At 68.2% G+C, this 13,467-nt stretch carries 16 protein-coding genes; 7 read left to right on the forward strand and 9 right to left on the reverse strand.

Annotated features, from left to right (window positions below; translation table 11 throughout):
• Positions 1 to 42: 42 nt before the first annotated feature.
• Positions 43 to 1,077: a DUF3152 domain-containing protein gene (locus RCP37_RS15355; protein WP_308483908.1), complete on the reverse strand. Its 1,035-nt coding sequence runs from the start codon at positions 1,075 to 1,077 to the stop codon at positions 43 to 45.
• Positions 1,078 to 1,281: 204 nt separating this feature from the next.
• On the opposite strand from RCP37_RS15355, the gene RCP37_RS15360 reads away from it, so the two are divergent.
• Positions 1,282 to 1,968: an HTH-type transcriptional activator FasR gene (locus tag RCP37_RS15360; RefSeq protein ID WP_308483909.1), complete on the forward strand. Its 687-nt coding sequence runs from the start codon at positions 1,282 to 1,284 to the stop codon at positions 1,966 to 1,968.
• A gap of 15 nt (positions 1,969 to 1,983) precedes the next feature.
• On the opposite strand, the gene RCP37_RS15365 is transcribed toward RCP37_RS15360, so the two are convergent.
• From RCP37_RS15365 to RCP37_RS15380, 4 genes are all read right to left on the reverse strand, one after another.
• Positions 1,984 to 2,250 (reverse strand): DUF3107 domain-containing protein, encoded by a 267-nt coding sequence (locus tag RCP37_RS15365; RefSeq protein ID WP_308483910.1) that lies wholly within the window; start codon positions 2,248 to 2,250, stop codon positions 1,984 to 1,986.
• A gap of 100 nt (positions 2,251 to 2,350) precedes the next feature.
• Entirely contained in the window at positions 2,351 to 2,758 is a 408-nt protein-coding gene (locus RCP37_RS15370) for a VOC family protein (protein WP_308483911.1), read from the reverse strand.
• Positions 2,759 to 2,763: 5 nt separating this feature from the next.
• A complete protein-coding gene (locus RCP37_RS15375; protein WP_308483912.1) occupies positions 2,764 to 3,207 on the reverse strand; it encodes a helix-turn-helix transcriptional regulator in 444 nt (147 codons plus the stop codon).
• A 25-nt stretch (positions 3,208 to 3,232) separates the two neighbouring features.
• Positions 3,233 to 3,928: a ferritin-like fold-containing protein gene (locus RCP37_RS15380; protein WP_046285548.1), complete on the reverse strand. Its 696-nt coding sequence runs from the start codon at positions 3,926 to 3,928 to the stop codon at positions 3,233 to 3,235.
• A 255-nt stretch (positions 3,929 to 4,183) separates the two neighbouring features.
• On the opposite strand from RCP37_RS15380, the gene RCP37_RS15385 reads away from it, so the two are divergent.
• Complete coding sequence (locus tag RCP37_RS15385) at positions 4,184 to 5,707, forward strand: DEAD/DEAH box helicase (RefSeq protein WP_308483913.1); 1,524 nt, start codon at positions 4,184 to 4,186, stop codon at positions 5,705 to 5,707.
• Between the two features lie 14 nt (positions 5,708 to 5,721).
• Positions 5,722 to 6,957, forward strand: a complete 1,236-nt coding sequence (locus RCP37_RS15390) for an Rv3212 family protein (RefSeq protein WP_308483914.1) — start codon at positions 5,722 to 5,724, stop codon at positions 6,955 to 6,957.
• A gap of 7 nt (positions 6,958 to 6,964) precedes the next feature.
• On the opposite strand, the gene RCP37_RS15395 is transcribed toward RCP37_RS15390, so the two are convergent.
• A complete protein-coding gene (locus RCP37_RS15395) occupies positions 6,965 to 7,756 on the reverse strand; it encodes a ParA family protein (RefSeq protein ID WP_373693191.1) in 792 nt (263 codons plus the stop codon).
• Positions 7,757 to 7,843: 87 nt separating this feature from the next.
• Between RCP37_RS15395 and RCP37_RS15400 the strand changes: the two genes are divergently transcribed.
• Complete coding sequence (locus RCP37_RS15400) at positions 7,844 to 8,449, forward strand: acid phosphatase (RefSeq protein ID WP_308483916.1); 606 nt, start codon at positions 7,844 to 7,846, stop codon at positions 8,447 to 8,449.
• 59 nt (positions 8,450 to 8,508) lie between these two features.
• Complete coding sequence (locus tag RCP37_RS15405) at positions 8,509 to 9,567, forward strand: isochorismate synthase (protein ID WP_308487105.1); 1,059 nt, start codon at positions 8,509 to 8,511, stop codon at positions 9,565 to 9,567.
• On the opposite strand, the gene RCP37_RS15410 is transcribed toward RCP37_RS15405, so the two are convergent.
• Positions 9,527 to 9,961 carry a hypothetical protein gene (locus RCP37_RS15410; protein WP_308483917.1) on the reverse strand — a complete coding sequence of 145 codons (435 nt, stop codon included), beginning with the start codon at positions 9,959 to 9,961 and terminating at the stop codon, positions 9,527 to 9,529. The two genes, RCP37_RS15405 and RCP37_RS15410, sit on opposite strands and share 41 nt — an antisense overlap.
• 13 nt (positions 9,962 to 9,974) lie before the next feature.
• Here RCP37_RS15410 and RCP37_RS15415 point away from each other — a divergent pair, with 13 nt between their 5' ends.
• Entirely contained in the window at positions 9,975 to 10,940 is a 966-nt protein-coding gene (locus RCP37_RS15415; RefSeq protein WP_308483918.1) for a diacylglycerol/lipid kinase family protein, read from the forward strand.
• A gap of 255 nt (positions 10,941 to 11,195) precedes the next feature.
• On the forward strand, positions 11,196 to 11,450 hold the full coding sequence (locus RCP37_RS15420) for a WhiB family transcriptional regulator (protein ID WP_024443658.1): 255 nt from the start codon (positions 11,196 to 11,198) through the stop codon (positions 11,448 to 11,450).
• A gap of 67 nt (positions 11,451 to 11,517) precedes the next feature.
• Here the strand turns inward: RCP37_RS15420 and RCP37_RS15425 are convergent, their stop codons facing one another.
• A complete protein-coding gene (locus tag RCP37_RS15425) occupies positions 11,518 to 13,005 on the reverse strand; it encodes a two-component system sensor histidine kinase PdtaS (protein ID WP_308483919.1) in 1,488 nt (495 codons plus the stop codon).
• A gap of 32 nt (positions 13,006 to 13,037) precedes the next feature.
• Positions 13,038 to 13,253 (reverse strand): biotin/lipoyl-binding carrier protein, encoded by a 216-nt coding sequence (locus tag RCP37_RS15430; protein WP_308487106.1) that lies wholly within the window; start codon positions 13,251 to 13,253, stop codon positions 13,038 to 13,040.
• Positions 13,254 to 13,467 lie beyond the last annotated feature (214 nt).

Here is a 13,467-nt window from a genome sequence, read left to right on the forward strand (position 1 = left end):
CGACAAACCGCGGTTCAAGCTTCCCGAAAAGAGCTGACCGGCTCAGGCAATCGGAGACGGCCAAGGGTTGAATCGGCAGGTCTTCCCGTCGGGCTTGACCCAGTCCGGGTCGAACTTCGCCGCGTCGTCGTTGGAGGTGCCGAACGTCTGCTGCATCATCACCGGCGCCAGCCCGTCCTGCTTATCGCACGGTTCGTGGTGCTGGTAGCCGATGGCGTGGCCGACCTCGTGGTTGATCAGGTACTGCCGGTAGGACCCGATGTCACCCTGGAATGGCACGGCACCGCGAACCCAGCGGGCTTCGTTGACGAACACCCGCGGCTCCGACTTGGCCCCGTAGGACGGGTTGTAGCAGGACGCCTCCAGCGGAATCTCGTAGCCGCAACCCTCCCGGACGGTGATCGGCGAGGTCAACGAGATACGAAAATCAGGAGTAATCGGACTCGCACCGTCGATCCGTACGAACCCGATCTGCGGGGTGTGCGTCCATCCCTTGGGGTTACGCAGGGTCTGGTCGACCATCCGGGCGAACGCCTCGTCGCCGCCGAAGGCGGTGGTGTCGATGCCGTTCTCCACCTCGATGGTGTAGGCGAAGACCTTCTCGGTGCCCTGACCGAACTCCGGCTCCGTGCCCGGTATGACGCGCCAGGTCATGTCGCCGGCTTCGGTGAACGGGCCGCCGTTGGGCAGCACCCCGGTCGGCAGGTTGACGTCGAACTCGGTGAGGCCGCGCGGTGGTGCGCCGATGATCGAGGTGCCCGCCGATCCGATCGTCGGCGGCCCTTGGACGGTGTCGTCGGCGGCCTGGGTGCGCACTCCGGTGCCGGTCACGGTCTGATACACCACGATGACGGTCAGAGCCATGAGGACCGGCAGCGCATAGGCGCGCCAACCGTAGGTGGACACGAACCTGCCCAGCCAGCTCTGCTTGCGCCACTGGCGGTGCACATCACGGTCCGACCGCAGCCGCCCAGCACCGGCCGCAAGCGGGTCACGCTGGGCGCGCAGCGGCTCGCGGAAGCGATCCCGCAGCACCGGGGCTCGACCGCCGCCGCTCCGCCCCGGGTCGTAGGTCACGGTCCCAGAATGGCACAAGGTCTGCGAGCTGGGACTCTGCGGCACGCCAGGAGGTGTGCTGCGATGAGTTCGAAAAGGCGATCGGCAGCCGATTGCCGGATGTCGCTGGTGGAAGTGACGGGTGCAGCGCGTAGTCTCGCTCTCACGTATCGGCCGTCGTGGACCCAGGTCCCAGGCGTCCGGCCGGACCAGATTGAGGAGTCGATGAGCAAACCGACCGACACGGCAGAGCGGGACGGCGCCCAGCCCACTGGCCGTCGCTCGAGCGGCGCCAAGGCGTCGACTACGGGCGGCCGTCGGGGCAGCCGGCTCCCCCGCGACGAGCGCCGGGGTCAGCTGCTGATCGCCGCCAGTGATGTATTCGTCGATCGCGGTTACCACGCGGCCGGCATGGATGAGATCGCCGAGCGGGCCGGGGTCAGCAAACCGATCCTCTACCAGCACTTCGCGTCCAAACTGGAGCTGTACCTGGCGGTATTGGCCCGGCACGTGGAGAACCTGGTCTCCGGTGTCCGTCAGGCATTGCGGACCACCACCGACAACCGGCAGCGGCTGCGGTCGGCGGTGCAGGCTTTCTTCGACTTCATCGAGCACGACAGCCAGGGCTATCGGCTGATCTTCGAGAACGACAACGTTGCCGAGCCGCAGGTCGCGGTCCAGGTGCGCGTGGCCACCGAGTCGTGCATCGACGCGATTTTCGACCTGGTCAGCCACGACTCCGGCCTGGACCCGCACCGCGCCCGGATGGTCGCGGTGGGGTTGGTCGCGATCAGCGTCGACTGCGCCCGGTACTGGCTGGACAGTGACCGCCCGATCGCCAAGGACGACGCCGTCGACGGGACGGTGGCGTTCGCCTGGGGCGGGCTGTCACACGTGCCCCTCACTCGCTAAGAGGCACTAGCCCCGTTAAGAGGAACTGGCCCCGGCAGCGGCGTCAGCACCGATCCCGAAACCGACCCGTCGGCTGTCGGCAACACCGATCTCCACGTAGGCGATCTTGGCGGCCTGCACCAGGAAGCGGCGGCCCTTCTCGTCGGTGAGGGCGAGCAATCCAGCCGCGTCTGCACCCTTGCCCAACGCGGCGCCGACCAGCTTCTCGACCTCATCGGGCGTCTGCGCACTGTTGATAACCAGTTCGCGCGCGCTATCGGTGACCCCGATCTTGACCTCCACGCCGGCCCCTTTCGTTTGCGTTGGGCGTTGCTAAGCAGGCTAGTGGACGGGGGCCCGGTTGGTGCGCACCGGCCGTTCGCCCTCGGCGATATCGGGCTTCTCAGCGCTGTTGAATACGGACCATATTGCCGGCGGGATCACGGAACGCGCAGTCCCGCACGCCATATGGCTGTTGCGTGGGCTCTTGGACCACTTCGGCGTCCGTCGCCTGCAGCCGGTCAAACGTGCCGTCAAGATCGTCGGAGGCCAGCAGAAGCGTGCCGTAGGTCCCTTTGGCCATCATTTCGGCGATGACGCGGCGCTCAGCGTCGGTGACCCCGGGGTTGGCCGCCGGCGGGCACAGAACGATCGAGGTATCGGGCTGATTGGGGGGACCGACCGTGATCCAGCGCATTTTGCCTTTTCCAACGTCCAGGCGGACTTCGAAATCCAGCGCGTCGCGGTAGAAGGCGAGGGAGGCTTCCGGGTCGTCGTGCGGCAGGAAACTCGAATGAATGGTGATATCCATAGCGGTCACGGTAGGTGCAGCGCGCCGGCTGGGGCTTCTCGATTCCTGATCGGTCTGGTGACCTGTTTTTCCAGGCACGACGGGATGCCCTCAGTGAGGTGCATGGTCTCCGCCCGATAGCGGCTGGGCGGGATTCCGACGAGTTCGGTGAAGCGCGTGCTGAAGGTGCCCAGCGATGAGCAGCCCACCTCGAAACAGACCTCGGTGACGCTCATGTCGCCGCGCCGCAGCAGTGCCATCGCGCGTTCGATTCGCCGGGTCATCAGGTAGGAGTAGGGCGATTCGCCGTAGGCGAGCTTGAATTGTCGCGACAAGTGGCCCGTGGACAGGTGCACGTCGCGCGCGAGTGTGTCCAGATTCAGCGGTTGGGCGTAGTCGCGGTCGATCCGGTCCCGGACGCGCCGCAGCCTCGCCAGGTCGCGCAGATCCTGGGCTTGCCCGCCGGTCACGCGCTAACGCTATCGCGACGACCCGCTAGGCCAGCCCCAGCTCGCGCATGCGTTCGTCGTGGGTGTGCTGGAGGCGATCGAAGAACCCGGCCAGCTGAGCCAGCCCGGCCGCCCCAGACACCACCAGATCGACCAATTCGTCGCGGTCGGCCAATACGTACTGGGCCTGGGTGATCGCCTCACCGAGCAGGCGACGCGACCACAACGCCAGTCGGCTGCGTTGTTTGGCGCTGGCGGTGACCGCGCCGCGCACCTCGTCGACGACGAACTGCGAATGCTTGGTCTCGGCGAGCACCGCGCGCACCACATCGCCCACCTCGTCGGGCAGCCCGTCGGCGATCTGCAGGTAGAAGTCGGCGGCCATCGCGTCGCCGATGTAGGTCTTGACCAATGCCTCCAGCCAGGTGCTGGGCATCGTCAGCCGATGGTAATTGTCAAGGGCGGTAGCGTATTTCGACATCGCCGCGACCACGTCGACACCGCGGCACTCAAGCGCTTCGCGGAGCAGTTCGAAGTGGCCCATCTCCGCAGCGGCCATCGCCGCCATCGAGATCCGGCCGCGCAGATCGGGCGCCATCCGGGCTTCGTCGGTGAGCCGGTAGAACGCGGCCACCTCGCCGTAGGCCAGTACCGCGAAAAGCTCGTTGACGCCGGGATGATCGGCGGACAGCCGCGGCGGGGAAGACTGCGCTTCCGCGTCGGCGGAGGGAACCGAATTCATCACCACACTGTATGCGTTCCGCGGCAATGGACCGATGCCCGGCCCGACCAGGTAGTATGAGCCCCAGGCAGTGCCTATTCGGCGCTGCCGCGCAATGTGCGTACACGTGGTTGGCCCGCCTCCTCGGCGAGTGCAGGGCCCCCGGCGGTGCCTTCGAAAATGGGCAAAGTATCGACCGTCTCCAGTGTGTGCGCCCCGACCCGCACCGCGATCGACTGACATACCGCGCCGACTTCGAAAGGCATCTGCCCGCGCATGACCCCACTGATCTCTACCACCGTTCCCACTACCCCTCCGAGCTTCGCCGAACTGGGCGTTCGCGACGAGATCGTCCGCGCACTTGCCGAGGACGGTATCGAGCACGCTTTCGCGATCCAGGAGCTGACGCTGCCGCTGGCCCTGGCCGGCGACGACCTGATCGGCCAGGCCCGCACCGGCATGGGCAAGACCTACGGTTTCGGCATCCCGCTGCTGCAGCGGGTCACCACCAGCCCGGACCGGCCGCTGACCGGCGCACCCCGAGCGTTGGTCGTGGTGCCCACCCGTGAGCTGTGCATCCAGGTCTCCGGCGACCTGGCCGACGCGGCCAAGTACCTGACCGCCGGGGATCGTCCCCTCTCGGTGCAGGCCATCTACGGCGGCCGGCCCTACGAACCGCAGATCGAGGCGCTGAAGGCAGGCGCCGACGTGGTGGTGGGCACCCCGGGCCGCCTACTCGACCTGGCCCAGCAGGGACACCTGCAGCTGGGCGGCTTGTCGGTGCTGGTCCTCGACGAGGCCGACGAGATGCTGGACCTGGGCTTCTTGCCCGACATCGAGCGCATCTTGTCCCGCATCCCCGACGACCGGCAGTCGATGCTGTTCTCGGCCACCATGCCCGGCCCGATCATCACGCTGGCCCGCAGCTTCATGAACCAGCCCACCCACATCCGCGCCGAGGCGCCGCACTCTTCGGCGGTGCACGACGCCACCGAGCAGTTCGTCTACCGGGCCCACGCCCTGGACAAGGCCGAACTGGTGGCGCGGGTGCTGCAGGCCCGTGGCCGCGGCGCCACGATGATCTTCACCCGCACCAAGCGGACCGCGCAGAAGGTCGCCGACGACCTCAACGAGCGTGGGTTCAAGGTGGGCGCGGTGCACGGCGACCTCAATCAGGTAGCCCGCGAGAAGGCGCTCAAGGCGTTCCGCACCGGCGACATCGATGTCCTGGTAGCCACCGATGTGGCCGCCCGCGGCATCGACATCGACGATGTCACGCACGTCATCAACTACCAGTGCCCCGACGATGAGAAGACCTACGTGCACCGCATCGGCCGCACCGGACGCGCCGGAAAGACCGGTGTCGCCGTCACCCTGGTCGACTGGGACGAGCTGGCCCGCTGGACGCTGATCGACAAAGCCCTCAACCTGTGCTGCCCGGACCCGGCGGAGACCTACTCGAGCTCACCGCACCTTTTCACCGAGCTGAACATTCCCACCGATGCCAGCGGCTCCATCGGGCAGGTGCGCCGGTCGCCGGCCAAGCGGTCCGAGGACGAAACCCGCGAGACCGCAGCGGACCGCCAGCGTGCGCCCCGCAACCCGACCCGGTCTCGCCGGCGCACCCGCGGTGGCGGTCAGGCGAACGCCACCGACGGCGCCCCGCAGAGCGTCGAAACGGGTGAGACCGGCACCGCTACGACCTCCAAGACCTCCGAGGCCACCGGGCCCAGTGCGCCGCGGCGTCGTCGCCGCCGTCGCCCGAACAAGACCGCGGCCGCTGCCGCGAACGGCAGCTGAGCTAGGCCGCTGAGATGGTGCGACCCGAGCGCCGCACCTCCGGTGATCTGGTCGCGGCGGCCCTGATCGCGGTCGTGATCGTCGTCGTCGGAGTGGTCATCTGGTGGACCAGCGATGCGCGCGCCACGATCAGCCGGCCGGCAGCGGACTCGGCGACCAATCCCCCGTCGGCGGCGATGGTACCCGCGGCGCTGTCGCAGCTGTGGACAACGGCCAGCCCGGCAACTTGGGCGCCGGTGCTGGTCTCCGGCACGGTGATCACCGGCGACGGCCCGCGGATGAGCGGGCGCGACCCGGTCACCGGGGAGGAGCGCTGGAGCTACTCCCGCGACGTCAACCTATGCGCGGTGTCCTGGATCTACCGTTACGCCGTCGCGGTCTATCCCGATTCCCGCGGGTGCGGCCAGGTCAGCGCGGTCGTCGCCGCCGACGGCCAGCGTGGACCGGCCCGCACCAGCTACGCCGACCGGGCCGTGCGGGTCTCCTCCGAGGGCAGCGCGGTGCTCTCGGCCGGCCCCACCCGCCTGGAGCTGTGGCGTTCGGACCTGGTCCGAGTGATGTCGTACGGGGAAATCGACGCCCGGGTGAAACCCTCGGCGCGCGGCCGCGGGCAGGGCTGCACCCTGGTCTCGGCAGCGGCGGCCTCCTCGGCGGTCTCGGTGCTGGAGTCCTGCGCGGGCCAGTCCGATCTGCAGCTGACCTTGCTGCGCGCGGGCAAGGAAGAAGACGAGCCGGAGACCCAGCGCATCGCCGAACGCGGAGTGACCGCGGACTCCGGCGCCCGGGTGCTTGCGGTGACCGACTCCGACGCCGGCGCCAACACCGCGGTCTATCTGCCCACCCCGCAGCCGCGGATCGAGGTCGTCGACCAGACCGGCACCACGATCGCTAAGACCATGCTGCCGGCCAAACCCACCGCCGCCAGCGCCGCACTGCCGGTATCGCGGCCCACCGGGTTGATCTGCTGGTGGACCGGCGACGCCGTGATGGTGTTCGACTCTGGAACCCTGACCTACCGCTACACCATTCCGGCATCGGGCGCCGCGGTTCCGTTGGGGCCGGCGGCGCGGATGGCCGATCGCCTCCTGATCCCGGTGACCGACGGGGTCGGCGTCTTCGATCAGAACACCGGCGCGCCTGAGCGCGTCATCCCGGTCAGCCGCCCGCCCGGGGTCTCGACGGTGTTTCCGGCGGTATCGGGCCCAACGGTGTTGGAGCAGCGCGGCGACACCGTGGTTGCGCTGGGTTGATAGCCCGCTAGACCTCGGGGGTGAACGTGGGCAGCGTCTTGCCGCTCTTCCAGTACTTGAGCAACGCCTCGGCCAGCTGCCGGTAGGCCTGCGCGCCCTTGTTCTTGCGTCCGGCGATCACCGAGGCGCCGGATGCGCTGGCCTCGGCGAAACGCACCGTCCGCGGGATCGGCGGCGCCAATACCGGCAGGTCGTAGCGGTCGGCGATGTCGAGCAAGACGTCGCGACTGTGGGTGGTGCGCGAGTCGTAGAGCGTCGGCAGGGCCCCCAGCAGGCGCAGCTTAGGGTTGGTGATCTGCTGGACGTCGGAGACGGTGCGCAGGAATTGGCCGACGCCTCGATGCGCCAGGGTCTCGCATTGCAGGGGCACGATCACCTCGCCGGCAGCGGTCAGACCGTTGAGGGTCAGCACGCCCAAGGACGGCGGGCAGTCGATGACCACCGCGTCGAACTCGTCTTCCAGCTTGGCCAGCGCCCGCGCCAGGACATACTCGCGGCCGGCCCGCATCAGCAGCATCGCCTCGGCGCCGGCCAGGTCGATGTTGGCCGGCAGCAGGGTCATCCCCTCGTCGGTAGGCACCAACGCCGTGTTGGGCTCCACCTCGCCCAGCAACACTTCGTGCACCGACACCGGCAGCTTGTCGGGGTCGTGGCCCAGGGAGAAAGTCAGGCAGCCCTGCGGGTCGAGGTCGACCAACAACACCCGCCGACCCAGCTCGGCCATCGCCGCACCCAGCGAAGCCACCGTCGTGGTCTTGGCCACGCCGCCTTTCTGGTTGGCAACCGCCAAGATCCGCATCCCCGTCACACCGACATACTGGCACGGCTTGGCTCCCCGGAGCACCAAACGTGGGTCGGTGTCCGCCGTCGGGCAGAATCGACGGGCGTGGGGATCGAGGAGCACCGACTGCTGCTGCTGCGCCACGGGGAAACCGAGTGGTCCCAAAGCGGTCGGCACACCGGGCGCACCGATCTGGAGTTGACCGAGGTGGGCCGCCGCCAAGCCGTCGCCGCCCGAACAACACTGACCAAGCTGGCGCTGGAGAACCCACTGGTGATCTGCAGCCCGCGCCGCCGCGCCCAGCTGACAGCCGAGCTGGCCGGACTGCACGTCGATGAGATCTCCGACGACCTCGCCGAGTGGGACTACGGCCGCTACGAAGGGCTGACCACCGCGCAGATCCGCGAATCCGACACCGACTGGCTGATCTGGACACACGGCAGTTCCGGCGGCGAGACGGTGGCGCAGGTCAGCGACCGCGCCGACCGCATGGTTGCGTTGGCGCTGCGGCAGCTCCCCTCGCGGGATGTGGTGTTCGTCGGACACGGCCACTTCTCCCGGGCGGTGATCACGCGGTGGCTGGAGCTGCCGTTGGCCGACGGAGCGCGATTCGCGATGGCCGCGGCCTCGATGGCCGTGTGCGGCTTCGAGCACGGGGTGCGCCAGCTCGTCGCACTCGGGTTGACCGGACCTCAGGCCGCAGGGCTGTGACAACACTGCCACCGACGTTCGTGCTTTCCGGGCCCTCCGGGACGCTGTCGGCCGACGCGATGACAGCCGGGTTTGCCGACGTTGCCGCCGCCCAGGCTGCATTGTCCTGTGGGCAAGCACCAATAGTGGTGGGGGCGTTACCTTTCCGCCCTAATGCTGCCGCAGCCCTGTTCGTCCCGCGCGAGGTGCGACACGACGAGGCGCTGGCGCTCGCAGGCGGCGCAGCACTGCCGGCCGTCCACGTCGTCGCGCAGATTCCGCAGCCCGACGAGCATCGATCCCGGATCCGCCGGGCCCTGGAAGAGCTGACCGCACCGCACAGCGCCCTGCACAAGGTGGTGTTGGCCCGCGGGCTGCGCCTGGCCGCCGACGCCCCACTAGATGCCGGCACCCTCCTGCGCCGGTTGGTCGCCGCCGATCCGAGCGGCTACGGCTATCTGGTCGACCTGAGCGCGGCCGGACAGGCCTACGCCGGCACGGTCCTGGTCGGCGCCAGCCCCGAACTGTTGGTTGCCCGCGAAGGCGACCGGGTCACCTGCCGGCCCTTCGCCGGCTCGGCGCCGCGCTCCCCCGACGCGCAGGTCGATGCAGCCAACGGAGTCGCGCTGGCCGCGTCCGGCAAGAACCGCCACGAGCATCAGTTGGTCGTCGATCAGCTGCGTGCGGCCCTCGGGCCACTGTGCGCCGAACTCGACGTCGCACCGGAGCCACAGCTCAGCAGGACCGCCGCGGTGTGGCACCTGAACACCCCGATCACCGGCCGGCTGCGCGACTCCTCCACCACCGCACTGGATTTGGCGCTGGCACTGCATCCGACGGCCGCCGTCGGTGGGGTTCCGACCGCCGCTGCGGTCGACCTCATCACCGAGCTGGAGGGCGACCGGGGTTTTTACGCCGGCGCGGTCGGGTGGTGCGACGCCGACGGCGACGGCCGCTGGGTGGTCTCGATCCGCTGCGCGCAACTGTCCGCCGACCGTCGATCCGCGCTGGCCCATGCCGGCGGCGGAATCGTCGCCGAGTCTGACCCGGACGAGGAACTGGCCGAAACCGTGACGAAGTTCGGCACGATCCTGGCAGCTATGGGCGTCGTTCCGCCCAGCGCAGTGCCGCCGGACTGAATAACGCCGCCAGCACCGCCACGGCCGCCACACCGACCACCACGCCGTAACCCCAGCGATGTGAGCCCACCCCCAGATACCAGGCGACCGGCAGCAGGAGCAGATTGGCGAACACCGCTACGCCGCGCCCGACCCGCCGACCCCGCAGCAGCGCCCACCCCGCCGCCGACACGGCAACACCGACGAAGGCGAACCATGCGGCAGTGCCGTAGCCATTGGCGTCATGCTGATCCGCGCCTGCCAAGGCTCGCAGCACCAGCACCACCGCGACAATCAGCGCGGCCGCGCCCTGCACAGCGACAATCAGGCCCGCGCCCAGTACAGCGCGCGGTGAGTCAGCGACGGCTTTCACGCCGCCAGCGTAACCACCCGGTCCATCTCGTCCGATGCCCATAGACTCGTATCCCGTGCGTGCCGTGCTGATCGTGAACCCCAATGCCACATCCACTACGCCGGCGGGGCGCGACCTGCTTGCCCACGCGCTCAAGAGCCGCCTGGACCTGACGGTGGTGCACACCGACTATCGCGGCCATGCCATCGAGATCAGCCAGGCCGCCTCCAGGGACGGCATCGACCTGGTCATCGCGCACGGCGGCGACGGGACCGTGCACGGCGTGGTCAACGGCCTGCTCGGGGCACCCGGTTCACCGCCACCGGCGCACCTGCCCGCGGTGGCGGTGGTGCCCGGCGGATCGGCGAACGTGTTCGCGCGTTCGCTGGGCATCGCGGCAGACCCGATCGCTGCCACCAACCAGCTCATCGAGTTGATCAATCACCCAGCGGGCCGTCCCGCGTGGCGCCGGATCGGTCTCATCGACTGCGGAGAGCGGTGGTCGGTGCTCAACGCCGGCATGGGAGTCGACGGCGAGGTGGTGGCCGCGGTGGAAGCCGAACGCGAGAAGGGCCACGCCGTCACCCCGCTGCGTTATATCCGCGCGGCGGTCCCCGCGGTGCTGGCCACCACCCGCCGTGCGCCGACGTTGACACTGCAACTGGGCGACGACGAGCCGGTCGAAGGGGTGCACTTCGTGTTCGTCTCGAACTGCGCTCCGTGGACCTATGCCGACGAGCGGTGCGTGTGGACCAACCCCGACACCACCTTCGAGTCGGGAATGGGCGTGTTCGCGACCACCAGCATGAAAGTTCTACCCACGCTGAGGCTAGTTCGGCAGATGCTGTCGAAGCGGCCCAAGTTGCAGGCCAAACAGCTCATCCGCGACGACGACGTGGTCGCGTTGCGGGTGGATGCCGGCGACACACCGATAGCGACTCAGATCGATGGCGAATATCTCGGGCTGCGTACCACGATGACATTCCGGGCGGTTCCCGACGCACTGGACGTCGTCGCCCCTCCGGTAGAGAAAGCCCGCTGACCTGCGGAGATGGCGCTCAATTCGCTCCATGAGCGCACAGTTAAGCCCACTGTAGTACACCTGCGCAGGGACGCTGGCAGCAGCCCCTCGCAAACGTGACCTTGACCACGTGATAAAGCGCACCCTTGACATCTGTCCAGGCTGTGAAACGATCGAGCGATCGGATGCAAGCCGTAATCATTTCTTGCGCCGCTTATACACAGTCGAAAAGCAATAGCGCACCCCGCTGCGCCCAAAGTAAGGAGTTGGAGACCTATGGATTGGCGCCACAAGGCGGTCTGTCGCGACGAGGACCCGGAGCTGTTCTTCCCGGTGGGAAACAGCGGGCCGGCTCTCGCCCAGATTGCTTCCGCTAAGCAGGTCTGCACCCGTTGCTCGGTGGTCACCGAGTGCCTGACCTGGGCGCTGGAGACCGGCCAGGACGCCGGCGTGTGGGGCGGCATGAGCGAGGACGAGCGGCGTGCGCTCAAGCGCCGCAACGCTCGGACCCGGGCGCGCAGCGGGGTCTGACCTCAGACAAACAACGACGCGGCCCCGACATAGTCGGGGCCGCGTCGTTTTTGTGTCGGGACCTGCCTCACAACGCCTGACGGAGCCGGCGACCGCCGACCGGAATGCGCAGCACCATCTCGGTCCCGCCGCCTGGCGCGTCTTGCGCGGTCAGCGAGCCGTTGAGCTCGGCTGAGACCAGCGTGTTGACGATCTGCAGGCCGAGCCGGTCGGAGGTTTCCAGCCGGAATCCGTCGGGAAGCCCGTGGCCGTCGTCGTGGACCACGACGTCGAGCCACCGTGCCGAACGTTCGGCCCGGATTGTCACCGCCCGTCGATCCGCCTCCGCTTCGAAGGCGTGCTCGATCGCGTTCTGCACCAGTTCGGTGATCACCATGATCAACGCGGTCGCCCGATCTGCGTCCAGTGACCCGATCGACCCGATCCGGGCGACATGAATCGGGATATCCACACTGGCAACGTCATTCATCATCGGGAGGATGCGGTCGATCACCTTGTCGAGGTTCACCACCTCGTCGACCGACATCGACAGCGCCTCGTGGACCAGTGCGATCGACGACACCCGCCGTACCGACTCCAGCAGCGCCTCGCGGCCTTCAGTACTGGCTGTGCGGCGGGCCTGCAGACGCAGCAGCGCCGCCACGGTCTGCAGGTTGTTCTTCACCCGATGATGGATCTCTCGAATGGTCGCGTCCTTGGAGAGCAGCGCGCGGTCGCGGCGCTTCACCTCGGTGACGTCGCGAACCAGCACCGCCGCCCCCGCCGGCTGGCCGTGCACGATCAGCGGCAGGGTGCGCAACAGCACCACCGCTCCGGCCGCGTCGACCTCGAACCGCATGCTCGATCCACCGGACAGTGACTCACGCACATGTTCGGCCAGTTCGTGCGCCTCGAACGGGTCGGAGATCAGCGGCCGGGTGATGGCGACCAGGTCGTGACCGGCCAGCTCGGCGGCCAGCCCCATGCGGTGGTACGCCGACACCGCGTTCGGACTGGCGTAACGGACCGTGCCGTCGACGGCCAGCCGGATGAAGCCATCGCCCACTCGCGGACTCGAGCGCGACACCGCGATGTCGCCGACGTCGGGGAAGGTGCCCTCGGAGAGCATGTGCACCAGATCCGCCGCGCAGTCCAAGTAGGCCGCCTCCAAACGGCTGGACTCCCGGGCGCCCGTCAACGCGGTCTGGTGGGTCAGCACGGCCACAACCCGGTCGCCGTGCCGCACCGGCACCGCTTCCATATTGCGTTGTCCGGCAATACCTTCTCGCCCGATGACGCCCGATTCGAATGCCGCGACCGCCAGCGGCATCCGCTCCGGTACCACGATGGTGCCGACGGCGTCGCTCAGCAGCACCGTGGGCGCGGTGTTGGGCCGGCATTGCGCCACGCACACCAGCGCACCGTCGGCGTCGGGGTCGCGGCGCACCCACATCAGATAGTCGGCGAACGACAGGTCCGCCAGCAGCTGCCACTCGCCGACCACGGCATGCAGGTGGTCCACCGCACTGCCGGGCAAAACGGTGTGTTCGGCGAGCAGGTCCCCGAGGGTGGACATCGGCTAGCCTGCGCCGGTCACAGCCGCAGCGATCAGCTGATCACGGCGATCAGGTCGCCGGCCTGAATCACGTCACCGACCTGCACGGCCACTTTGCTGACGGTGCCCGCGATCTCGGCCAGCACCGGGATCTCCATCTTCATCGACTCCAGCAGCACCACGGTGTCGCCCTCGTTGATCTGGTCGCCCTCGTGGACCACGACCTCGAGCACGCTGGCCACGATCTCCGCGCGAACGTCCTCGGCCATCTTCACCTCGTTCATCACCCAGTCAACGATTGCGTACATCAAAAAAGCTAGGCCCTATCGAACCACAACCCCCTCAGCCCGTCGGGCAGGGCGCTCGGGTAAGCGAACTCCAAGATAAATAAGAGGACTTAGAGAGTTCGATCCGTGATCGTGTCGTGTTTCTCCTGTGACAATTGCATAGCACCGTTACTCGAGTGTTTTGAACGCGTGACGA

This window comes from Mycolicibacter sp. MU0102 (genome assembly GCF_963378105.1).
GTDB classification, from domain to species: domain Bacteria; phylum Actinomycetota; class Actinomycetes; order Mycobacteriales; family Mycobacteriaceae; genus Mycobacterium; species Mycobacterium holstebronense.

What these genes read in the sequence shown, in the direction of transcription:
- RCP37_RS15405 (WP_308487105.1), top strand. Translation starts at nt 8,509, where the DNA reads ATGACAGCCGGGTTTGCCGACGTTGCCGCCGCCCAGGCTGCATTGTCC.
- RCP37_RS15360 (WP_308483909.1), top strand. Translation starts at nt 1,282, where the DNA reads ATGAGCAAACCGACCGACACGGCAGAGCGGGACGGCGCCCAGCCCACT.
- RCP37_RS15410 (WP_308483917.1), bottom strand. Translation starts at nt 9,961, where the DNA reads ATGGGCATCGGACGAGATGGACCGGGTGGTTACGCTGGCGGCGTGAAA.
- RCP37_RS15430 (WP_308487106.1), bottom strand. Translation starts at nt 13,253, where the DNA reads ATGGCCGAGGACGTTCGCGCGGAGATCGTGGCCAGCGTGCTCGAGGTC.
- RCP37_RS15390 (WP_308483914.1), top strand. Translation starts at nt 5,722, where the DNA reads ATGGTGCGACCCGAGCGCCGCACCTCCGGTGATCTGGTCGCGGCGGCC.
- RCP37_RS15420 (WP_024443658.1), top strand. Translation starts at nt 11,196, where the DNA reads ATGGATTGGCGCCACAAGGCGGTCTGTCGCGACGAGGACCCGGAGCTG.
- RCP37_RS15425 (WP_308483919.1), bottom strand. Translation starts at nt 13,005, where the DNA reads ATGTCCACCCTCGGGGACCTGCTCGCCGAACACACCGTTTTGCCCGGC.
- RCP37_RS15395 (WP_373693191.1), bottom strand. Translation starts at nt 7,756, where the DNA reads ATGCGGATCTTGGCGGTTGCCAACCAGAAAGGCGGCGTGGCCAAGACC.
- RCP37_RS15380 (WP_046285548.1), bottom strand. Translation starts at nt 3,928, where the DNA reads ATGAATTCGGTTCCCTCCGCCGACGCGGAAGCGCAGTCTTCCCCGCCG.
- RCP37_RS15370 (WP_308483911.1), bottom strand. Translation starts at nt 2,758, where the DNA reads ATGGATATCACCATTCATTCGAGTTTCCTGCCGCACGACGACCCGGAA.
- RCP37_RS15385 (WP_308483913.1), top strand. Translation starts at nt 4,184, where the DNA reads ATGACCCCACTGATCTCTACCACCGTTCCCACTACCCCTCCGAGCTTC.